Genomic DNA, 22,678 nt, shown 5'->3' on the forward strand with positions numbered 1-22,678 from the left:
TTGAACCATAAAACATGTTCAACTTCGTTCTTTTTAATAACACTTCTCGTTTTACAGCATTTACTTCCAACTATTATTTAGCTCATTCATCAAGTCAAAAAACTTCTCTTTCTCTTCAAACTGCGGAAAATGCGCCGAATCCTCAAAAACAATAAACTCCTTTTTAGGAGCAATAATTGACTTAAGATAGTTATTGGCATTCTCAATTGGAGTTAGATAATCATAGTTTCCTGAAACGAAATAGCAGGGTATCTTTAATTCCGGTACCTCCTCCGGCAAATTGCTTTGCCTTATTTCCTGCCATAATGTCTTATCAGATTTGAATAACCCCGCAGCATAGCGTATCGCATCAAAATAATTGTATTCAGGACTAAATAATAGTCCTAATGCCAAATCTCTTTTTTCATTAATAAGCCGTGCTCCGCCGCCATATTTCCAAACAAAGTTTCTCGGAAATTCCTCTCTATGGTTTAAAATACTTTCCCGCCGAGCTTCTATAGCGTTTATATCCAATCTATTTTTTTGAGTTTTAGCCTGTAATAAACAATATTCCAAGGCTTCTAATTCTCCCGCCCAAAAATCACCTACTTGTCCAATCCCGAGATATCCTATATATTTTTCCGGTGCTCGATATGCTGCTTTAATACCTACTACTGATCCAAATGAATGTCCTGCTAAAATTACCTTATCTTTTTTTAATTCGTTTCTTATGTAATCTGTAAGTGCCAGCAGATCATCTACCAGAAGACTAATTGACAAATTAGAGTAGTCCTCTGTGAAGTGATAGGATTTTCCTGAACCCCGCTGATCATATTGGATTATCGTAAAATTTTGTTCTAAAAAACCTTGATATTTTCTGACATAAGCAATTTCCGGACAACCCGGACCTCCATGTACAAATATAATCGCAGGATTTTCTCTATCATTCCCTCTGATCAGCACCTCATGTTTGCTGCCGTTTAGCTCAATTTGTTTTAAAACACTTATACTGTTCTCATAACCTTTTATTGATGGCGTCCATGTCGGGAAAAGCAACCCTAGTATCACAGCAAACATTATGAACTTCATTGTTCTTCTGGTAATTTTTCGTTTCATATTTGAACCACCAATCAACTTTCAAATGGTTTTCAACCATAATCTTAAGACAATACTAAAAAAACCGCACCTTACAGCGCGGTTAGTAATTCTTATGGAGCGGGTGATGAGAATCGAACTCACGTAGCTAGCTTGGAAGGCTAGTGCTCTACCATTGAGCTACACCCGCAGGTGTGGTAGCAGGGGGGGATTTGAACCCTCGAATGAGCGGGTATGAACCACTTGCCTTAGACCACTTGGCTACCCTGCCATGGCTCCCCGAGTAGGACTCGAACCTACAACCTACCGGTTAACAGCCGGTTGCTCCACCATTGAGCTATCGAGGAATATTTATTTGGCGGAGAAGGAGGGATTTGAACCCTCGCGGCAGTTACCCACCCTAACGGTTTAGCAAACCGTCCTCTTCAGCCACTTGAGTACTTCTCCAAATTTTATTCTAAGTTAATGGTGGGCAGGGATGGATTCGAACCATCGTACCTCGCGGAACAGATTTACAGTCTGTCGCCTTTAACCACTCGGCCACCTACCCATGTTATGAAGCTTACACTTATTGACTCGACTTGAACATTTTCTGGTGACCCGTACGGGATTCGAACCCGTGTAACCGCCGTGAAAGGGCGGTGTCTTAGACCGCTTGACCAACGGGCCATATTTCTGCATGAATATAGTATATATGTGCACGACGAAGTATTCAAGTACCTTACCATAATTAAGGTTAACTATGGTAAGGTTTGAACCTTACCTGGCGATGACCTGCTTTCCCAGGAGCTATGCTCCAAGTATCCTTGGCCCTGGAGGTCTTAACTTCCGTGTTCGGTATGGGAACGGGTGGAACCCCTCCGGCATAATCACCAGATCTCTGAGATAGCCGCTTTCTTTCGAACGCTGTTCTCTCAAAACTGCACAGAGTCGTTTATCTAGTATTGTCGTTAGAATTTGAGCCACTCACCTAGTTGTTCGCAATCTCAGAGTCCTCCGTCTTCACCGTCCGTCCTTTCTGACCTCTGGCTTCCGACCTCCGACCTCTGTGACTTTAGGTCAAGCCCTCGACCGATTAGTACCAGTCAGCTCCACACGTCACCGTGCTTCCACACCTGGCCTATCTACCTGATCTTCCTTCAGGGGTCTTACCAGATTACTCTGTGGGAAATCTCATCTTGAGGCCGGTTTCGCGCTTAGATGCTTTCAGCGCTTATCCGCTCCGAATATAGCTACCCAGCTGTGCCTCTGGCGAGACAACTGGTACACCAGGGATTCGTCCATCCCGGTCCTCTCGTACTAGGGACAGATCCTCTCAAATTTCCTGCGCCTGCGACGGATAGGGACCGAACTGTCTCACGACGTTCTGAACCCAGCTCACGTACCGCTTTAATGGGCGAACAGCCCAACCCTTGGGACCTACTACAGCCCCAGGATGCGATGAGCCGACATCGAGGTGCCAAACCTCCCCGTCGATATGGACTCTTGGGGGAGATAAGCCTGTTATCCCCAGGGTAGCTTTTATCCGTTGAGCGATGGCCCTTCCACTCGGTACCACCGGATCACTAAGCCCTACTTTCGTACCTGCCCGACTTGTTGGTCTCGCAGTCAAGCTCCCTTTTGCCTTTACACTCTTCGCGCGATTTCCAACCGCGCTGAGGGAACCTTTGGGCGCCTCCGTTACTCTTTAGGAGGCGACCGCCCCAGTCAAACTGCCCACCTGATACTGTCCCCAACCCCGCTTCAGGGGCCTAGGTTAGAACTTCAGTACAAAAAGAGTGGTATCCCACCGTTGACTCCACCAAGGCTGGCGCCCTAGCTTCTCCGTCTCCCACCTATCCTGTACATTTTATACCAAAATCCAATGTCAAGCTGCAGTAAAGCTCCATGGGGTCTTTCTGTCCTGTCGCAGGTAACCCGCATCTTCACGGGTATTACAATTTCGCCGAGTCCCTCGTTGAGACAGTGTCCAGATCGTTACACCTTTCGTGCGGGTCAGAACTTACCTGACAAGGAATTTCGCTACCTTAGGACCGTTATAGTTACGGCCGCCGTTTACTGGGGCTTCAATTCAAAGCTTCGGGTTGCCCCTAACCTCTCCTCTTAACCTTCCAGCACCGGGCAGGTGTCAGCCCCTATACTTCTCCTTTCGGATTTGCAGGGACCTGTGTTTTTGTTAAACAGTCGCCTGGACCATTTCTCTGCGGCTCACTCTTCAGTGAGCGCCCCTTCTCCCGAAGTTACGGGGCTATTTTGCCGAGTTCCTTAACGAGGGTTTTCTCGCGCGCCTTAGGATTCTCACCCCATCTACCTGTGTCGGTTTACGGTACGGGCACCTGGTCACTCACTAGAGGTTTTTCTTGACAGCCTGGAGTCGGTTACTTCGCTACTTATGTTCGCTCCCCATCACGTCTCAGAGTATCGCAGGGCGGATTTGCCTACCCTACCTCCTACTCGCTTGGGCGTGCTCAACCAACGGCACGCTTAACCTATCCTTCTGTGTCACCCCATTGCTCAACCATTTCCAGGTGGTACTGGAATTTCAGCCAGTTGTCCATCACCTACGCCTTTCGGCCTCGGCTTAGGTCCCGACTTACCCTGGGCGGACGAGCCTTCCCCAGGAAACCTTAGATTTTCGGCGGGAAGGATTCTCACCTTCCTTTTCGCATACTCATACCGGCATTCTCACTTCTATCCACTCCACCATTCCTTACAGAATGACTTCTCTGCTGATAGAACGCTCCCCTACCCCTGCGCATCAAGCGCAAGCCATAGCTTCGGTGATACACTTGAGCCCCGTTACATTTTCGGCGCAGAACCACTCGACCAGTGAGCTATTACGCACTCTTTAAATGGTGGCTGCTTCTGAGCCAACATCCTGGTTGTCTGTGCAATTCCACATCCTTTCCCACTTAGTGTATACTTGGGGACCTTAGCTGATGGTCTGGGCTGTTTCCCTTTCGACTATGAAGCTTATCCCCCACAGTCTGACTCCCAATCTAAATCCAATGGCATTCGGAGTTTGATAAGGTTCGGTAACCTGGTAAGGCCCCTAGCCTATTCAGTGCTCTACCGCCATCGCTCATCAATTGAGGCTAGCCCTAAAGCTATTTCGGGGAGAACCAGCTATCTCCGTGTTCGATTGGCATTTCACCCCTACCCACAGCTCATCCCCTGCCTTTTCAACGACAGTGAGTTCGGGCCTCCAGTGGGTTTTACCCCACCTTCACCCTGGCCATGGGTAGATCACACGGTTTCGGGTCTACAGCATGCAACTTTCGCCCTTTTCAGACTCGCTTTCGCTTCGGCTCCGGCTTCCCGCCTTAACCTCGCTGCATACCGTAACTCGCCGGTTCATTCTACAAAAGGCACGCCACTACACCGAAGTGCTGTGACTGCTTGTAAGCGCACGGTTTCAGGTTCTTTTTCACTCCTCTTCCGAGGTGCTTTTCACCTTTCCCTCACGGTACTGGTTCGCTATCGGTCGCTAAGTAGTATTTAGCCTTGGGAGGTGGTCCTCCCTGCTTCCCACGGGGTTTCACGTGTCCCGCGGTACTCAGGATTCCCTCACAGTTTAGTTCTCTTTCGTTTACAGGGGTGTTACCTTCTTTGCCGAGACGTTCCAGTCTTCTTCAGCTAGAGATCTTCACTTAAAAGAGGGTCCTACAACCCCGAATCCCGAAGGATTCGGTTTGGGCTCTTCCCGTTTCGCTCGCCGCTACTAGGGGAATCGATTATTCTTTCTTTTCCTCCGGGTACTTAGATGTTTCAGTTCCCCGGGTTGTCTTCATCAACCTATGTATTCAGTTGAGGATAACCGGACATGACTCCGGTTGGGTTGCCCCATTCGGGTATCCACGGATCAAGACCTGCTTACGATTCCCCGTGGCATTTCGCTGTTAACCGCGCCCTTCTTCGACTCTTAGCGCCTAGGCATCCACCGTACGCCCTTAGTAGCTTGACCTATTGATCGCTACATCTAGGTTTACTCAAAACTTGCGTTTTGATGTGAATTCTTTCGACTTTACTAGTTTTCTTCTCTATGCAGTTTTCAAAGAACAGTATAAAAATAGAGGACTGTTAGTCAAGCATGTCTGCTTTTCCCTCAATCCTTTGTGAGTGAGGTTCCATGATGGATCAAATTGCTTTGATCTTCCTGGTCTCTCAAAACTAAACAACAGCTCTCTCCAATGAGTTGCCGATCCCTCGGCTTGAGTCTTGCGACTCATATTGATCTCTCCTCAAACTCAGTTTCTCAACCTTGCTCTCCGAAAGAACCGACCAATAGGATGTTCGTTTAAAGCCTTAGCTCTAAACCGTTCTCCTTAGAAAGGAGGTGATCCAGCCGCACCTTCCGATACGGCTACCTTGTTACGACTTCACCCCAATCATCGGCCCCACCTTCGACGGCTAGCTCCCTTTCGGGTTACCTCACCGGCTTCGGGTGTTGCAGACTTTCGTGGTGTGACGGGCGGTGTGTACAAGGCCCGGGAACGTATTCACCGCAGTATGCTGACCTGCGATTACTAGCGATTCCGACTTCATGCAGGCGAGTTGCAGCCTGCAATCCGAACTGAGACCGGCTTTCTCAGATTGGCTTCACCTCACGGCTTCGCTTCCGTCTGTACCGGCCATTGTAGCACGTGTGTAGCCCAAGACATAAGGGGCATGATGATTTGACGTCATCCCCACCTTCCTCCGGTTTATCACCGGCAGTCTATCTAGAGTGCTCAACCTCACTTGTTAGCAACTAAATACAGGGGTTGCGCTCGTTGCGGGACTTAACCCAACATCTCACGACACGAGCTGACGACAACCATGCACCACCTGTCTCTCTGCTCCCCGAAGGGCACCCCCATGTTTCCACAGGGTTCAGAGGATGTCAAGCCTTGGTAAGGTTCTTCGCGTTGCGTCGAATTAAACCACATGCTCCACCGCTTGTGCGGGCCCCCGTCAATTCCTTTGAGTTTCAACCTTGCGGCCGTACTCCCCAGGCGGAGTGCTTATTGTGTTAACTGCGGCACAGAAGGGGTCGATACCCTCTACACCTAGCACTCATCGTTTACGGCGTGGACTACCAGGGTATCTAATCCTGTTTGCTCCCCACGCTTTCGCGCCTCAGCGTCAGTTACAGTCCAGAAAGTCGCCTTCGCCACTGGTGTTCCTCCACATATCTACGCATTTCACCGCTACACGTGGAATTCCACTTTCCTCTCCTGTCCTCAAGATCTCCAGTTTCCGATGCACTCTCAGGGTTGAGCCCTGATCTTTCACACCAGACTTAAAAATCCGCCTACGCGCCCTTTACGCCCAATAATTCCGGACAACGCTTGCCCCCTACGTATTACCGCGGCTGCTGGCACGTAGTTAGCCGGGGCTTCCTCCTTGGGTACCGTCATGTCCTCTCAATATTCTCAAGAAGACCGTTCTTCCCCAAAGACAGTACTTTACAATCCGAAGACCTTCATCATACACGCGGCGTTGCTCCGTCAGACTTTCGTCCATTGCGGAAGATTCCCCACTGCTGCCTCCCGTAGGAGTCTGGGCCGTGTCTCAGTCCCAGTGTGGCCGTTCACCCTCTCAGGCCGGCTACTGATCGTCGCCTTGGTAGGCCTTTACCCCACCAACCAGCTAATCAGACGCGGGTCCATCCATAATCGATAGCATATAAAGAGGCCATCTTTCCTTAAGTCGTGATGCCACATCTTAAGATTATCCGGTATTAGCCCTCGTTTCCAAGGGTTGTCCCGGCTTTATGGGTAGGTTACCCACGCGTTACTCACCCGTCCGCCACTAAAACTTTCTCTGAGTAAACTCTTCGAAAGTCTCCGTTCGACTTGCATGTGTTAGGCACGCCGCCAGCGTTCGTCCTGAGCCAGGATCAAACTCTCCAAAAAAAGTTATTCAAACTTCTCACTTGAAGAAGATGATTGACTCATGATTTATTTTGAAACTCTTGCGGAATTCTATAGAATTCCTCTCATTGGCTGTCCTTGTTGTTTAGTTTTCAAAGACCATGTCTCATTGAATATCAAGACCGATTAACATATTAGCATTTTGAACTTAAGTTGTCAACCACTAATTTTGCTGAGTTATTCAGTCAGTGTGCGTCATTTCGGCGCTTTGTTAGAATACACCTTTTAGCCGATATTGTCTACTATTATTTTTGTCCGTCAGTCTCCAGGAATGTTCACCTCATATTTTTTAATCACTCCGGTAGAATGAATCCATTAGAAAAGAACTAATAAATTCCGTTTAATTTCATATATATAGTTCTAGTATTCCAGAGCATCGGACTTCTAGAGAATTTTAACAACCTCTGCTTGGATCTTAATATATCCTTCATTGAACTCTGAATTAGGACTATAATTATAACCACAAGTAATTATAGCTACCAGATGGAAATTTTAGCTTAAAGGTGGAGATTAAAAATGCATTATCCCAATGACAGTATCCGTCGAACCAAAATCGGCTGGTTTCTCCTTATAGGATTAACCGTGATTTTTATGTTTCTATATCTTAAATCAGCCCTCATTCCCGGTCCTATCGATCCAGCTATAACAAAGTATTTTTCGTTTGCAATGGCTGACAAGGCTAGAATATATAATTCAACGCCCCGAATCCTCTTTATAGTTAAGTTTGTTCTGCAGATCTTCCTTTTATTTTGGCTGATCTTTAGTTCCAGGGGACAAAGGTTCTTTCAGCGCATTCAAAGGACTTGCAGGAATTATACCTTAACCTCTGTGATATCCATTCTGAGCATATGGCTCCTATCCAAAGTCCTAGCCCTGCCCTTTTCTTATTACACCGGATATTACTGGCAGAAAGTCTGGGGTTTTAGTACTCAAACCCCAGGAGGTTGGTGGATCGACTATTTAAAAAATACCGGTATAGATCTCCTCACTTTTCTAATAGGAGGTTTGCTTTTTTTCTGGCTGGTCAACCGGTTTCAACGTTATTGGTGGTTGGTCGGTGCAATTCTTTTTAGTCTCTGGCTCGTTATTGCACACTATTTTTTGCCCGTCATCATCTCTCCACTCTTTAACGATTTTGAACCCTTAACCGATCCTGCTATCGTAAACATGGTTGATGATCTTGCTCAACGTGCAGGGCTAAACATTGATAGTGTTTTTGTGATGGATGCCAGCAGACAAACGACCTTAGCAAATGCCTATTTTTCTGGGGTAGGAACAACTAAACGAATTGTAATTTACGACACGCTCTTAGATAATTACTCCTTGCCAGAGATCAAAGCCGTAATTGCCCACGAAATAGGACATTGGCGAAATAATGATATCGTCCATGGGCTTCTCTACGGAATAATAGGAACCTTCATTTTCTTCGCTCTACTAAGAATTCTCTTGAAACCTTGGTTATCTAACAACCGCAACAAGCCGCCCCAGCTCTGGGCTGCCTTACAACTGGCGCTTATCCTTCTTCTTTTTGTGAGTACTCCTTTGCAAAATGGGATTTCCAGAGAAATGGAACTACGTGCGGATCGATTTTCCCTGGAGCTGACAGGAGACCTCTCTGGAGAAATCCAGCTGCAGAAAAATCTAGCCAGCAGAAGTTTGTCTGATTTGTCTCCTCCCCGCTTCATTGTTTGGTTTAGCTATAGCCATCCGCCTGCTCTATCCAGAATAAACTCTTTAGAAAAAGTATACATTGAGACTCAAGATTCCGCTCATTCTGCTAAGTAGTCAATTTTCTTCGTTATCCACCTCATGCCAAGGTCAATATCAGACTAATTGGCTTAGCGTTAAATCGAGACTTAATCATATTGGCCTTCCCCTGACAGGCTGAACTCAACCTTTTTATAATAAGGCAAGTAATATCGCAAAATTAGTATCCATCACTTTTATTATAATCTTGTTCCACTCTCAGGAGAGCTTTATACAGCCCTAAAACAAGGTATTGACTATCTGTTGAGTAACAACATTCAAATTGGGCGCACTTAAAAAGAAGGGGATCTGACAAAAATTGCAGATCCCCTCCTTTATTAAATTCAACTATGAGCTTCATCTGAAATAGACTTTCCCGCCTCAATTAATACTTTGCTGCCTAATAAGAAAAACCCCTGTAAAAACATCAATAAACCCGTTCCTATAAGCAGCCACTCGATTTTAATAACGTCGGATATTGGTCCGAAGACGAGCATTCCTAACGGCATCATGGATGTTGCTATCATTCCTAATACCCCGAATACTCTTCCCAGATAATCCCCTTCAACTTTCTCTTGTAATAAAACTGTAGAAGGAGTATTAAAGATAGGCATTGCCACACCGGTCAGAACCATGAAGACTAAATAGATCCAAAAGACAGGAACAAGCCCGAGTGCGAATGTGCAAGCACCAATCACAAAACTCGATAATGCCATGGTATGAATCTTATTCTTAAACCCGCCCCAGGCAGCGATGAGGAGTCCACCGGCCGTCATACCTATAGCGAAGGTGACTTCAATCGCACTTAAACGCCAAACTTCCTCACCGAAACTGCGCGCAACTTGAAGTGGTGTTAGAAAGGCTGCAGGTGCAACCAGGACAAAGAAAAAAGCAAAAAATATAAAAAAGCTCTTCAGAAAGCTATGGTTATTAATATAGACCAAACCTTGTTTGAAATCATTGAAATAGCTGGTTGTTTGCTTTTTTAATGCCTTCGCATGAACTGGAATATCCAAAAATACCAGCAATATAATGATCGCTATCGCCGCGGTAATCACATCGATAAAGAAAATGACTTCAAGTGAAGCTATTGTAAGAAGTGCCGCACTAACCATAGGAGACACGAGCGTTACGAGAGCTTGGATACTTCCATTTGTTCCGCTCACCTTAGTAAGCTTATCCTCAGGCACAATCTGCGGAAGGATGGCCCCAACCGCCGGATTTTGAATACCTGTCCCGATCGCCCGGACAGCAGACATCACAAAGAGCAACCAAAGTGCATCATATCCGATTAAAAATAAAATGGCTAATATTAGAGTTGCAATCGCGATCAAGGCATCGGATAAAATAATAAGCATTTTCCGATTGTATCGATCTGCCCATACCCCCGCAACCGGAGATAGGATAAACGCAGGCACAAAACCGCAAATAATAGCTATTGTCATCATAGCACCCGACTGCGTAGTTAACGTGATATACCACATAATGGCATGCTGAACCAAGGCCGATCCAAAGAGCGAGATACTCTGGCTGCCTAAAAAAAGAATAATGTTTCTTCTAAACGTTGTTTCCTTATCGACCTCAATTACAAGGTCCTTGGTTTCTCTCATCCAATTCACATCCTTATATAGTCTCATCCAATCGTCAGACTCATGACACTTATTTGACAGCCGTGTTTTAAAACCTAAAAAGCACAGGCCGCCTGCCCGTGCTTAAAAGTAAACAAAACAATCTTATCTTCAGTCGACAAAGAAACCTTTACGCCACCAAACCATAGGCGCAGGTAACCGTCTTAGTTAACCTTATACTCCAGACGAAGACACTGTCTTCGCACGTATTAGCAATCTTGCAGTATTAACATACACTATACATTCTGATTACTACAAAAAGAGGGCAAAATTGTCCCTCCTTCTTTACATAAACGCCAATAAGGTTCCTCTAAAAATAGACAGACCAATCCCATTTACTCTACAAGCAGGCAGAGTCTTTGAACGTATTCAATTAACCATTCAAAGTTTGAAATCGAAGTCTAATAGATGCTACCACAAGGAACCCCTCCATTTCATAAAGACGATTTTAATTATAACATAAGCAAATCCAGTTAATCAATAGCGGATAATCTAACGCATTATGTATAATACTGGAAATCTAATCGTTTACGAAAAGCGCCATTAAGAGCGGATAAGCCTCTAAGATAGTCTAAAAATAGTTACGAACTTGCAAAGAATAGCTTCAGCCAATAAAATCAGTAGTATAAAGAAGGGGGTAAAGCAGTGCTTAACTTTGACTACTCAATACCAACGCAAATCTTCTTCGGTAAAGATCAAATTCAGAAGTTGCCTGAACAGATAAGTCTCTATGGCTCACGGGTCCTTCTAGTCTACGGTGGAGGAAGCATAAAAAAAATCGGCTTATATGACAAGGCTATCGCTCTTTTAAACGAAAAACAGCTTTCATTTTGGGAACTTTCCGGCGTGGATCCTAATCCCAGGATTGAAAATGTTCGCAGTGGGATCGACCTTTGTCGCAACCATCAAATTGACATTATATTGGCGATCGGGGGCGGAAGCACCATCGACTGCGCTAAACTGATTGCCGCAGGGTTCTTCTATAAGGGCGACCCCTGGGATTTAATGATCGGCAAGGCTCAAATTGAAAAGGCCTTACCCCTCTGTACAATCTTAACTCTCGCCGCCACAGGTTCTGAAATGGATCCCATTGCTGTGATCAGCAACCTAAAAACCAATCAGAAAATTGGGATGGGACATCCCGCGATGGTTCCTAAGTTCTCAATCCTAGACCCCACCTACACCTATTCCGTCCCCAGAAACCAAACCGCAGCGGGTACAGCCGACATCATGAGCCATGCTTTTGAAGCCTATTTCAGTGGCATACGGGGTGCTTATCTACAAAGCCGGCTGGCAGAGGCTATTCTGAAAACCTGTATCCAATATGGTCCCATAGCTTTAGAAGAACCGGAAAACTATGAAGCCCGCGCTAATTTGATGTGGGCCTCCAGCCTTGCAATAAACGGACTTCTGAGCTATGGTAAACAACGAAAATGGAGCTGCCACCCCATCGAGCATGAACTAAGTGCTTATTATGACATCACTCATGGAGTTGGACTGGCAATTATAACCCCGCACTGGATGGAGTATATCTTGGAGGATAGCACTGTTGATGTTTTTAAAGACTACGGCATCAATGTTTGGGGATTAGACCCAATGCAAGACGCCTATACTATAGCCAGAACTGCGATTTCAAAAACAAAAGCCTTCTTTAGTTCCTTAGATCTGCCATCAACCCTTTGTTCAGTAAATATTGACGAAGAAAAGCTTGAACTCATGGCAAATGCCGCTACTAAACATGGTCCTCTGGGTGAATTTCGTCCAATTAACGCAGAAGATGTTCTCCAGATCTTAAAATCTGCCCTCTAACCCCAACCCGTCAAGAATAAAACTGTACTGCAACCGGACCGTTTATTAATCCATATTATACTTTTATCCCCAAACAAGGTGCTTCGCATAAAGCGCGAAACACCTTGTTTTTCCAGTCTTAGCGAGCGAATTTGAGTGTAACAGCAACGATTTCGGGGTTTGTACCAATTCTTAACGGCGGCCCCCAAGTTCCATAGCCGGAGGACACGATAAGATGATAACCACCTCTGGTAAGTAATCCCCAGTCTGTGTCATAAAGTTGGCTGGTTATAAGATGAACGGGAAAGATCTGCCCCATGTGGGTATGTCCAGATAATTGAAGATCGATTCCATTCTTTTCGGCTTCTTCCAAATTGATAGGCTGATGATCCAATAGAATAAGAGGCAGTGAAGGATTGACTCCCTGCATTAATTCCTCTAAACCTTTACGTCCCAGCTCACGCCGGTGCCCGGGATCATCCCTTCCTATAATATAAAAACAATCTCCGACCTTTATCTGCCGGTCTCTCAGAACCACTATCCCCGCTTCCTCCCAATCCTGGACTAAATCCGGGCTGCGTATCCAACGATCGTGATTACCTGGAACGATGTATGTCCCATAGTTTGAATTCATTTGTTTAAAGATTTCGATAAGGATTTGGAATTCCTCCTGACCAACTGTTCCATCAACGATGTCGCCTGGCATGACAATAACATCTGCCTGAAGTTCGTTAATTGCTTCAACCATTCTATTCAAACGTGGAGCATCAATAATCGCTCCGTAGTGAATGTCGGAGACCATTGCAATCCGGAGCTGCTCCATTGAACCAGCTTTTTTATCGATTGCCAGTTCATAATGTGTGATATCAGGATGACGGGCATTCCAAGTGCCATATATTAGGATAATTACAATCAAGCCAAGCATTAAGAAGGCCACTACTTTGGGGGTGCGGTCGTGATCCCTGATAACTTTAGGAACAAAGGGAATACGTCTATTCATTAATCTCAAACAATCAATGACCATCAGCAAGAAGCATAGGTATACTACTGCAATCATTGCGTACCAGCCAGTAATGCTTGCCGCTGGCACAAGGGTTTGAGGAAGCCAATTTTGTCCCATTTCCGCAATGGGAAACGTAATGATTAACAATCCGAGCAATAAGCCATAAATTATCTTGTTTCTCTTCCCTGACTTATCAACGATCTGCCAACCCCTGCGTCCAATATAAAAGCTCATTAGACAATAAATTCCTAAGAAAGCTGTTGTAATCAAACCCCACACGCCTGGCATCCTCCGTTCACTAATCTTAAGCCGAAACTATATGAGTAACTTCTACTTCATCAGAAGAAATCCTTCTATGCCCCTTCTTTCCTCCCCTATTTAAGTTCTCGATTTCTGACGCAGAACAGCATAATTAACTAAAGAAAACTTGGCTGGTGCCAAGGCGGTCGTGCCTGTCCCAAATTCGTAAGCGCTTACGAATTTGGGACAAGCGTGGCTGCTATATGGATTAGCAAGTGAAAGGGTACCCTATGGTACCCCAAAAAACTTATGATACATTAAAAAATAATCCCCACCATGTTAATAGGGTGGGGATTATTCGAAGGAATTCCGTTCTAATATTTGATGAATTTCGTCCCAGGAACTCCGCAAATAGGACATTTCTCAGGTACTACTTTCTCAATGTTTCCGCAAACAGGGCAAAGATAGTAGAAGACTTCTTCCTCTTGCTCTATATTCTCCAGCGCTTCTTTATATAATCTTGCATGAACCTCTTCCGCTTTAAGAGCATATGTAAACGTTCTTACTGCAGCCTGATTACCTTCTTCTTGAGCTACTTTTAAGAATTCCGGATACATACTTTGATATTCATGATTTTCTCCCTTGATGGCATCGTTCAAATTTTCAACTGTGGACATGATCTTACCGGCAACCTCAAAATGCTTTTGGGCATGAAGGATTTCGGCATCAGAAGCTGCTTTGAAAAGTTTTGCAGCATTCTTTTTTCCTTCCGCCTCGGCTTTTTTGGAGTAAGCGGAATATTTTCGATTAGCCTGTGATTCACCAGCAAAAGCTTCCATCAAATTTTGTAATGTTTTTTGGTTATCCATGTTGTTTCCTCCTATTAATTCTTGATCTCAGCATGCAAGGTCGACTACCACCGTACTGATTAACTCATTACTATAATATACCACATCTGCAGCTATATAACCTAGTGTAGACGGATCTCTAGTTTAAAACTTTATGATAGCATTAAACGTCACAAAAATACTCATTACAAAATTTGTATAATTTCCAAAAAGATCTCAATCTCAGTATATACCTTCTTGGTAAATTATGGTAGAATAAATTACAACATATTTTAAGGAGGGGTTGTTGGAGATGTCAAAACGTTCTAAATCTAAAGCTACTAATCTGAATAACGCAAGACCTGCACGAATCATTTCTATTGCCTCACAAAAAGGTGGAGTTGGCAAAACGGCAACCGTTACAAACATGGCTGTAGGGTTAGCCAGTCTCGGATACAAAACTGCCGTCATTGACATGGATGCTCAAGGCCACATTGCCTTATCATTCGGAATCAAAAAGGCTGACTTAGAGAAAACTATTTATGACGTGTTAATAGGCGAAGCAGCAATGGATGATATTAAACATACTAAATTTGGAGTAGACCTCTACTTATCCAACAGTTCTCTTGCCGATCTTGGCCCAAAAGTAATGTCTCATCTTAACGCCAAGCTGTTTCCTGCTCCCAAATACCTACTAAGAAAGGCAATCGGTCAGATAAAAACCCAATACGATTACATTCTAATTGATACGTCTCCAAGCAATGACATTCCAACGATAAATTCCCTTTTAGCTTCTACAGATATTATCATCCCCGTGCTTCCTGAAGGCCTTTCTATAGATGGTATCTACGAGACAATTCTTCTAATAAAAGAGCTCCAGGAACAAGGTACTAAGATAAATATTTTAGGTGTGCTCCCTACTATGGTTCAAGATCATACTAATCTTCATCATGTTAAACTTCAAGAACTACGTAAAGAATTTGCGGAAACCCCAGACATAAAAGTTTTTGACACAGTTATCAAACGAGCCATACGGCACGGATTAGCGCAAACTCACGGCGAACCCGACATTAACAAAGCACCGGAGTATCTCACATTTGTGAAGGAAGCGTTCGCTATAGCCTAAAAACGGATTCTAGACTATTCAATAATTTAGTTTCTTAAATTATAATTTGATTACAAAGGACTCAGCCCTAAGACGGCTGAGTCCTTTGCATCGAGCAATTTAACGTCGCTGCACTTTTTTAGTTTGCCCTAACTGTTCTATCTTAGGTTCATTAACCTGCTTTTATGATTTTAGAACGATGCTACCACAGGTATCATCCAGGGAACGACATAGGCTTGCAACGTGATCATTATAGCAACCGCAACCAGGAATATAAGGGAATGTTTAATCGTAAATCGGAACAGATCCGATTCCCGCCCAACAAGGGATGTTGCTGCAGCAGCGACGGCAATCGACTGTGGAGAGATCATTTTTCCGACAACTCCGCCCGAGCTATTGGCCGCTACTGTAAGAACCGGATTAACCCCTATTTGTTCAGCCGTAACTTGCTGCAGCTTGCCGAACAGTGCATTGGCTGAAGTATCCGAACCCGTAAGGAATACACCCATCCAGCCAAGAACTGGCGAAAGGAATGCGAATGCTTTACCGGTTGATGCAAACAGTAATCCAAGTGTAAAGGAAAGCCCTGAATAGTTTGCTAAATAAGCAAAACCGAGAACGGAACCCATCGTAATAATTGGGTATATGAGCTGCTTAACTGTACGAACAAAGACTACAGCACCCTTTGCTGGAGAAATGCGTAAAATGGCCATTGAAATTATGGCTGATATTAATATTGCGGTACCGCCGGCGGAAAAGAATTCCCATTTGTAAGACGCTCCATAGACTGATGGACTCGACACAATAGGCGTCATTTTATAGACCAGGCCATCAAGACCCGGCCAATGGGGAATATTAATGATCCATTGCAAATCCTTAACAACCCAATTTTTAAAGGCCGGAGTACCCCAAATAGCCACCATTACGGTCAGGATAACAAATGGCGACCAAGCCTTTATAACTTCTCCGGAACTATAATGCGTAACCTTAGCATTGGCATCCTTTTTCTCACTTGGAAAACGCCAGATAGTTTTGGGCTTCCAGAACTTCAAAAATACCGTAGTAGCTACTAACGAGGTCAATGAAGAAATAATATCAGGCAAATAAGCTCCCAAATAGTTAGAGGACCACCACTGGGCAACTGCAAAGGATACACCTGTTACTAGAATGGCAGGCAACACTTCTTTAGCCGCTTTCCAACCTGCCATAAGGATAATTAAATAGAGGGGAATCACAACCGATAGAAATGGTAATTGACGTCCTACCGCTTGAGAGATAACGAAATCACCTAAACCCGTTACACTACCGGCAGCAATAATTGGGCTGCCGATCGCACCAAAAGCAACCGGAGCGGTATTGGCAATCAGACACAAACCGGCAGCATACAAGGGCTCAAAACCTAAACCAATGAGAATGGCCCCTGAAATAGCAACCGGGGCACCAAAACCTGCCGCGCCCTCTAAAAACGCACCGAAGCAAAAGGCTACCAGTAAGGCTTGAATCCGGCGGTCATCAGAAACTGAGGCAATGGAACTCTTAATAACTTCGAAATGTCCTGACTCAACAGTCAAATTGTACAAAAAAACAGCTGCCACAACGATCCAGGCAATTGGAAACAATCCATTAACAATTCCTAAGAAGCTAGCTGAAAGCGCAGTTCCTACAGGCATTTTATAAACGATAATCACATCAGCTAAGGTCAAAAGCAAGGTTAATACTCCTGCGATATACCCCTTCATTTGTTTGATTGCCAGCGCCCAAAACAAGAATAGAATTGGAATAGACACTGCAAGCGCAGTTAGTCCAATGCTATTGTTAAGAGCTGCATAATTTTGATACCATGGCATTTACTCCGCCTTCTTTCTCAATAATTACAGCATTTTGAAAACACGAAACCGTTTTACTTTAGCTTATATCACCGCCTTATTGATAATATTTAATTTAAATAATATTCCGAGACTTATTGTACAAAATATTTTTAAGCATGCTGAAATTTCAACAAAAAAGGCAGGATTTTATGACTGAATTGCCACAAATCCTGCCTGAAACGATTCATAGTTTCAAACGATGTCTAAGAGTTTTCACGTATGTCCGACTAACAGGGATTTCCGAGCCATCTTGCATTGTTAGATTACAAGTGTTATTAAACCAGGGAACAACAGCCTCAACCATATTTAAATTTGCAATATAACTCTTATGAATTCTCAAAAAGGAATCTCCTAAGATACTCTCTAATTCACCTAAATTATAGCTGGCCAAATAGCTGCGCTTGTCTGTAAAGATCCTTACTGATCGTTCTTCGATCGTTGCATAAAGGATATCTTCAAAAGGAATTAAATAGATCTTCTCATTATCTTCAACCTTTAGTTTTGACAGTCCGCTATCCGGCTGAAGAATTGAATAGATTCTATTTAACTTTTCCATAAACTCGTTTTGTAAAGGTTCGTCTTCTTGTTCATCTAAATGGTTCAATCGATTGAGACGCATTTTCAATCTCTGAACAGTTTCAGCTATTCTTTCTTCTCTAAAGGGTTTTAACAAATAATCTGTAGCATTTAAATCAAAAGCCTGTACTGCATAGTAATTGTAAGCAGTAGCAAAAACGACTGCCGGCTTTGCCGTATTGTTTGTATCCCTGGAAAGTTTTTTTGCAGTCTCCAAGCCGGAGCCATCCGACATTTCAATGTCCAGAAAAACAACGTCCGGCTTTAATTCCCTGACTTTTTTCAGCACTTCCTCATTGGTAGCGGCTTCTCCAATGATATTAACTTCCTGCATTTTGCCTAACAAATAAATTAATTCATCACGAGCCGGTTGTTCATCATCTGCTACGATAACTCTCATCTAATCCAACTCCTTATGATACTGTTACATGGGGATCTCTGGAATCTTTAAAGTAACCACAGTTCCATGTCCAGCCTTACTTTTAATCTCAAACTCCGCCCGCCCATGATAAGCATACCTTAATCTTTGCTCGATATTTTTGAGGCCAATACCTAACCCTTTCGATTGAATGGCCGCCCCCGATTTCAATAGGTTCAAGGTTTCCTCAGGTATACCTACTCCATTATCCCTGATTTCTATAATAAGAAAGCCCTCTTTCTCTACTGCTGAAACAACCACCTGACCCCCTGAATTCAGAGGATAGATTCCATGTTTGATAGCATTTTCGATTAGGGGCTGAAGGGTTAGTCCAGGTATCTGCCATTTCAGGGCTTCTTCTGATATTTGTGCAATAACATCTAATCGATCTGAAAAACGTGCTTGCTCAATTGTTAAATAGGCATGTATGTGATCACACTCTTCTTGCAGAGAAACAAAGTTATCGCAGCTTTGGAGATTTTTTCTGAAAAAATCCCCTAATTGTAACAGCAAATCTCTCGCCCTATTGGGATTTGTTCGGCAAAAAGAGACAATGGTATTAATAGCATTAAACAGAAAATGGGGATTAATTTGGGCTTGAAGTGCTTTAAGTTCTGCTTTACTAACCAAACTCGCTTTTATTTCCAAGGCTGCAAGCTCCAATTGAGTTGAGAACAGTTGACCCAGCCCCGCAGCAAACTCTCGATCAACTTTAGTTAAACTTTGTTTTTCCTCTCTGTAAACCTTAAGGGCACCTGCTACAGTATTCTCAAACCTTAAGGGTACAATGAGTGCCGACCCTAAACAACAAGCGTTATTTGGACATCCGATCTCTTCTTTATTTTTAGCTAACCTGATTTCTCCTGAGTCTATAGCCTCCATAGTTACTTTTGTAAGGATATCTATGCCGGCAGTATGATGATCCGACTCCTTTCCTACATGAGATAAGACTTTCTGTTCACTTGTAATAGCAACTGCGGCAAAATCTGTCCGTTCAAGAATAATCTTGCATACTTTTTCAGCAGTCTCTTCATTTAATCCCTGGCGTAAGATAGGCAACGTTAAGTTGGCGATAACCAAGGCATTTTGGGCCTGATAGGCTCCTATTCGTTCTTCCTCAAGAATCGAGTTTTGCGCAATTCCATAAAAAATTGCTATTCCCAGGCCATTCATAACAATCATAGGCGGCCCCAAGGTCTTGACAACCTCCCAACCGCTGGGTGCTGGGAGAGTTAACAAAATCATAAGCATCTCCAATATTCCTGACATAACCCCGATTAGATAGGTCTGTTTCCAAGTTAAATTTTTATAGGAGAAATATTTAACGAATATTCCCGCCAATAAACCATTTAAAGCCGCAGCAATTCCACAACCTAAGGCGGTTGCTCCTCCTAGGAACAAGCGATGCACACCTGCAATGACTCCTACAGCCAAGCCAATGCCAGGTCCGCCCAGAAGCCCTCCGGCTACTACGCCTACAATTCTGGAATTCGCTAACGCCCCTTTTATTGGCAGGCTCAAATAGGTTCCAACGATCCCTATGCTTCCAAATACAATTATTAAAATAAGTTTTTCCCGGGTATTAATAGTCCCTCGCATAGTCCTTTTGAATAAAGGAGTCAGACTTAATAAATAGGCAATGGTGATTAGAAAACTCGTATCTAAGGCTAGTTGCTTGAAAAGAATAGAATACATCTTTCTATATCCCCTTTGCGTATATAATTCATTAAATTTTCTTTGTTGAAAAAAAACTGTAAAATTATAAAAACCTTAAAATCCACGCCCTGCGAAGATTTCAAGGTTTGCAAACTTACTTATATTAGTGTTATGAGAGAACAATTCTTTGGTCCAACTTATCACTATGCTCAGCTAGCATACATCTTTTTAGTTAAGATGTCCAATGTTATTTTAATCCAACACCAACCTTGCAATGAACCCTTGTTCTATACGTATCGGTTATACTTTCAAGCGGGCCCGCCTTTCTTTCGTGCGCCTTAAAACCAGCGTAACGGTTACCGCTGTTAACACCATGCCAAAGATAACAGCAATACCCTGAACCAGGGCTGCAGCGGGAATATAGAAGGCCTGCAGACCTGACTGCACTTCATATCCCACCCCTAAAAAAAGCAAGCGAATCCCAGGAATATGCGCTACTTGATATACAATATGCCCAGCCAGTACTAAAGGAGTTAAAGCAAAAATTAGTTTAACACGCAGGGAAGCTGCTTTTGATTTAAAGGGTTTGGCGATCATCCAGGCAAGCATTCCGCCTGTCAGCCCGGCCCCCCAATAACACAAGCTAAACCAAACTCTCCAATTGACAGATGTATCTTGTGTTTGGAAGTCTCCGAAGTAGTTAAGGGGAACCAAAATACCTAACATAACTCCGATAAAAACAACATACCCTTGGTTAGCCCGAACTAAATGCCATACCTCACGACCAGCAAGTCTTAAATTAACCTGCACAGAACCATTAGGGCAATTTCGTACGCAATTAAAGCACAGTTTACAGTCCAGGTTATTGTCTAAGAAGGGAAGATGTTGGGACATCGGACAGCCTGGAACATTTTTGGTACCTACATAACATTCAAAGGTAGTACACTTGTTCAAACAAACGGCGGCATCTGCACGAACCTCTAACATTGAACCAATGGAAGCAGTCCCGATAAATCCGCCCAAGGGACAAAAATGCCGGCACCAGGTATGGCGCGGATAGAGAACTGCGATGAAAATCGCGCTGAGCTGAATGGTTATTAACAAAATGGCTGTGTAATTAGGATTAAAACGCATATCCGTAATTACTTCAACCCAGAAAATCATAAGAAACAGAAAGCTGACTAAGAGGTAATCGTATTTTATGATGAATGCAGGAATCACACGGTTTTTATGGAACCTTTTCTGCACAAAATCCATAATTGTTGAAAATGGACAGACTGTACACCACAATCTGCCTAAAAAAGGAGAGATAACGGCAAGAGCCGGCCACCATAAACCCCAAACTAAAGCAAATATCTTAGTGGAAACCGCCACTTCGGGATTAAAAAGCAATAATGAAACTAAAGCTATAAATAGAGCCGCAGCCCCAACCCTCAGCCAGCCTATAAAATTTCCTTTCTTCAATAACTTATTGATCCCTGGCCACGTTAAAAGGTTGATGGTATGCTCATTTTGCTCCGCGGTCGGGCCGAAAAAGATCTGTTTTAACCCAATGACATCCTGGTCTGCTATATAAAAGGCGCGTTCAATGACTTGAATTAATTCCGAGACATTTCCTTGCTGATAATGATGAGAAAGCAGTAATCGTGTTGCTTCCTGACTCAGAGTCGGAACATTTCGATGGTTCTTCTGGGCCAGTTTTTCCAGGAAACCTTGTGCTAATATAGGAATATCCCGTTTGCGTTTACGCAAAGGGAGTATTTCATAGGTATGAGCAAAACACTTCCGTAATTCCGGAATAATCGTTCTATCGAGATTATCAGGTTCCTCATTCAAACTTCCGATGACAAAGCACTTATTCCTTTGAAGGCTTAAGGATTGGGCTAATTTAAGCTGGGTATGGGGGGATAGAAGATTGATTCCCCGAATAAGCAAGGTTCCACCCTCAGCAATATCAAAAAGATTGGCATTTTGTACAGCGGTAGTGTGTTCTTGACCAGCGGGCTCCATGATTAAGTCCTTCCACTGATGATCGAAGCGACGTCCATCCACAACGACAAAAGGAGCTTCCGTACCGAATAGGCGTTGGTGGACGTACCAAGCCATCATCTGGCGGCCAGTTCCACGTTCTCCGGTCAAAAGCAAATGTCCTTTAGGCTGGGCGAGTTCTTCCAGCTTTCGATTAACTTCGGCCGTCGTCCGGTTACCTCCCCAAACTCCATAAAACTTATCCTTATATTGGGTGAGCTGCAAATTAGCGCGTAAAATTTCCTTATATCTGGCTTCTGAAAGAATAAGATTGGCATCATTCAGATTTTGGGTCAATTGAGCGATAAATGTTTGGTAAAGTTTCGGCCAGCGCAGGAGCATACGAGCAAAGCCTTCAGAATCCAGCACTAGAAGCTGGCATTTTTCTTGGCAGAGAATGGTTGTTTCAGCAGGTTTTCCGTTTAGCAGGGAAAATTCACCAAAGGTCTCTCCCGGACTCAAAGATCTGACCCGCCGCATCGGCTGATGTTCTTCTTTTCGGATCATAACATCAACTTTTCCCTTAATCAGGATATAGAAGTCATGTTCTTTTTGACCTTGCTTGATGATTTCAGAACCTAAATCATGGTCCTCCCAACGAAAATCCTGAGCAAGTTCCTCTAATTCAACCGATGATAGATCTGAAAACAACTCAATATTTGACAGGCTATAAGCTTTATCACAAATCATATGCCCTCCTTGACGTATAGCAGGCAATTGCGTACATACTTATGATTAGTTCTGCGCAAATTTGCTAAACGTGACATCCGATTATTAATTAAAATTAATACCAATATTCATAAAAC

At 43.7% G+C, this 22,678-nt stretch carries 11 protein-coding genes, 6 tRNA genes and 3 rRNA genes; 3 read left to right on the forward strand and 17 right to left on the reverse strand.

What is annotated here, in order from left to right:
• Positions 1–60: 60 nt before the first annotated feature.
• The 10 genes from DESYODRAFT_RS18865 to DESYODRAFT_RS18910 form a co-directional block, all read right to left on the reverse strand.
• Positions 61–1,095 carry an alpha/beta fold hydrolase gene (locus DESYODRAFT_RS18865; RefSeq protein ID WP_007785521.1) on the reverse strand — a complete coding sequence of 345 codons (1,035 nt, stop codon included), beginning with the start codon at positions 1,093–1,095 and terminating at the stop codon, positions 61–63.
• A gap of 95 nt (positions 1,096–1,190) precedes the next feature.
• A tRNA-Gly gene (locus DESYODRAFT_RS18870) sits at positions 1,191–1,264 on the reverse strand.
• Positions 1,265–1,269: 5 nt separating this feature from the next.
• Positions 1,270–1,345: transfer RNA gene (locus DESYODRAFT_RS18875), tRNA-Ile, on the reverse strand.
• A gap of 1 nt (position 1,346) precedes the next feature.
• Positions 1,347–1,421, reverse strand: a tRNA-Asn gene (locus DESYODRAFT_RS18880).
• A 9-nt stretch (positions 1,422–1,430) separates the two neighbouring features.
• A tRNA-Ser gene (locus DESYODRAFT_RS18885) sits at positions 1,431–1,521 on the reverse strand.
• A gap of 19 nt (positions 1,522–1,540) precedes the next feature.
• Positions 1,541–1,624: transfer RNA gene (locus tag DESYODRAFT_RS18890), tRNA-Tyr, on the reverse strand.
• Positions 1,625–1,667: 43 nt separating this feature from the next.
• Positions 1,668–1,743: transfer RNA gene (locus DESYODRAFT_RS18895), tRNA-Glu, on the reverse strand.
• Between the two features lie 92 nt (positions 1,744–1,835).
• Positions 1,836–1,951: ribosomal RNA gene (gene rrf / locus DESYODRAFT_RS18900) — 5S ribosomal RNA — on the reverse strand.
• A 178-nt stretch (positions 1,952–2,129) separates the two neighbouring features.
• A 23S ribosomal RNA gene (locus DESYODRAFT_RS18905) occupies positions 2,130–5,038 on the reverse strand.
• A gap of 365 nt (positions 5,039–5,403) precedes the next feature.
• Positions 5,404–6,971 (reverse strand): 16S ribosomal RNA (locus tag DESYODRAFT_RS18910).
• The 16S, 23S and 5S rRNA genes sit together here with 6 tRNA genes alongside, the layout of an rRNA operon.
• Positions 6,972–7,505: 534 nt before the next feature.
• Between DESYODRAFT_RS18910 and DESYODRAFT_RS18915 the strand changes: the two genes are divergently transcribed.
• Positions 7,506–8,774, forward strand: coding sequence for a M48 family metallopeptidase (locus DESYODRAFT_RS18915; protein WP_007785522.1), 1,269 nt, complete (start codon positions 7,506–7,508; stop codon positions 8,772–8,774).
• A 305-nt stretch (positions 8,775–9,079) separates the two neighbouring features.
• On the opposite strand, the gene DESYODRAFT_RS18925 is transcribed toward DESYODRAFT_RS18915, so the two are convergent.
• Complete coding sequence (locus DESYODRAFT_RS18925) at positions 9,080–10,345, reverse strand: MFS transporter (protein ID WP_007785523.1); 1,266 nt, start codon at positions 10,343–10,345, stop codon at positions 9,080–9,082.
• Positions 10,346–11,008: 663 nt separating this feature from the next.
• Here DESYODRAFT_RS18925 and DESYODRAFT_RS18930 point away from each other — a divergent pair.
• Positions 11,009–12,172, forward strand: coding sequence for an iron-containing alcohol dehydrogenase (locus DESYODRAFT_RS18930; protein WP_007785525.1), 1,164 nt, complete (start codon positions 11,009–11,011; stop codon positions 12,170–12,172).
• 118 nt (positions 12,173–12,290) lie between these two features.
• Here the strand turns inward: DESYODRAFT_RS18930 and DESYODRAFT_RS18935 are convergent, their stop codons facing one another.
• Together DESYODRAFT_RS18935 and DESYODRAFT_RS18940 are read right to left on the reverse strand one after the other, a co-directional pair.
• A complete protein-coding gene (locus DESYODRAFT_RS18935) occupies positions 12,291–13,388 on the reverse strand; it encodes a metallophosphoesterase (protein WP_242833487.1) in 1,098 nt (365 codons plus the stop codon).
• Between the two features lie 380 nt (positions 13,389–13,768).
• Positions 13,769–14,263 carry a rubrerythrin family protein gene (locus DESYODRAFT_RS18940; protein ID WP_007785527.1) on the reverse strand — a complete coding sequence of 165 codons (495 nt, stop codon included), beginning with the start codon at positions 14,261–14,263 and terminating at the stop codon, positions 13,769–13,771.
• A gap of 271 nt (positions 14,264–14,534) precedes the next feature.
• Here DESYODRAFT_RS18940 and DESYODRAFT_RS18945 point away from each other — a divergent pair, with 271 nt between their 5' ends.
• Positions 14,535–15,347 (forward strand): ParA family protein, encoded by an 813-nt coding sequence (locus DESYODRAFT_RS18945; protein ID WP_007785528.1) that lies wholly within the window; start codon positions 14,535–14,537, stop codon positions 15,345–15,347.
• A 170-nt stretch (positions 15,348–15,517) separates the two neighbouring features.
• Here DESYODRAFT_RS18945 and DESYODRAFT_RS18950 read toward each other — a convergent pair whose 3' ends face one another.
• From DESYODRAFT_RS18950 to DESYODRAFT_RS18965, 4 genes are all read right to left on the reverse strand, one after another.
• The gene (locus DESYODRAFT_RS18950) at positions 15,518–17,173 is read right to left on the reverse strand and encodes a lactate permease LctP family transporter (protein ID WP_007785529.1); all 1,656 of its coding nucleotides are present in this window, start codon (positions 17,171–17,173) and stop codon (positions 15,518–15,520) included.
• A 205-nt stretch (positions 17,174–17,378) separates the two neighbouring features.
• On the reverse strand, positions 17,379–18,170 hold the full coding sequence (locus DESYODRAFT_RS18955) for a LytR/AlgR family response regulator transcription factor (RefSeq protein ID WP_007785530.1): 792 nt from the start codon (positions 18,168–18,170) through the stop codon (positions 17,379–17,381).
• 24 nt (positions 18,171–18,194) lie between these two features.
• Positions 18,195–19,883 (reverse strand): LytS/YhcK type 5TM receptor domain-containing protein, encoded by a 1,689-nt coding sequence (locus DESYODRAFT_RS18960; RefSeq protein ID WP_007785531.1) that lies wholly within the window; start codon positions 19,881–19,883, stop codon positions 18,195–18,197.
• Between the two features lie 261 nt (positions 19,884–20,144).
• Positions 20,145–22,562 carry an AAA-type ATPase lid domain-containing protein gene (locus DESYODRAFT_RS18965; RefSeq protein WP_007785532.1) on the reverse strand — a complete coding sequence of 806 codons (2,418 nt, stop codon included), beginning with the start codon at positions 22,560–22,562 and terminating at the stop codon, positions 20,145–20,147.
• Positions 22,563–22,678: the final 116 nt, after the last annotated feature.

This window comes from Desulfosporosinus youngiae DSM 17734 (assembly GCF_000244895.1).
Taxonomy (GTDB): Bacteria; Bacillota; Desulfitobacteriia; order Desulfitobacteriales; family Desulfitobacteriaceae; genus Desulfosporosinus; species Desulfosporosinus youngiae.

Bases quoted from the DNA above. Each gene is read 5' to 3' on its own strand.
- DESYODRAFT_RS18865 (WP_007785521.1), bottom strand. From the start codon at position 1,095: ATGAAACGAAAAATTACCAGAAGAACAATGAAGTTCATAATGTTTGCT.
- DESYODRAFT_RS18940 (WP_007785527.1), bottom strand. From the start codon at position 14,263: ATGGATAACCAAAAAACATTACAAAATTTGATGGAAGCTTTTGCTGGT.
- DESYODRAFT_RS18935 (WP_242833487.1), bottom strand. From the start codon at position 13,388: ATGAGCTTTTATATTGGACGCAGGGGTTGGCAGATCGTTGATAAGTCA.
- DESYODRAFT_RS18925 (WP_007785523.1), bottom strand. From the start codon at position 10,345: ATGAGAGAAACCAAGGACCTTGTAATTGAGGTCGATAAGGAAACAACG.
- DESYODRAFT_RS18950 (WP_007785529.1), bottom strand. From the start codon at position 17,173: ATGCCATGGTATCAAAATTATGCAGCTCTTAACAATAGCATTGGACTA.
- DESYODRAFT_RS18915 (WP_007785522.1), top strand. From the start codon at position 7,506: ATGCATTATCCCAATGACAGTATCCGTCGAACCAAAATCGGCTGGTTT.
- DESYODRAFT_RS18955 (WP_007785530.1), bottom strand. From the start codon at position 18,170: ATGAGAGTTATCGTAGCAGATGATGAACAACCGGCTCGTGATGAATTA.
- DESYODRAFT_RS18945 (WP_007785528.1), top strand. From the start codon at position 14,535: ATGTCAAAACGTTCTAAATCTAAAGCTACTAATCTGAATAACGCAAGA.
- DESYODRAFT_RS18965 (WP_007785532.1), bottom strand. From the start codon at position 22,562: ATGATTTGTGATAAAGCTTATAGCCTGTCAAATATTGAGTTGTTTTCA.
- DESYODRAFT_RS18960 (WP_007785531.1), bottom strand. From the start codon at position 19,883: ATGTATTCTATTCTTTTCAAGCAACTAGCCTTAGATACGAGTTTTCTA.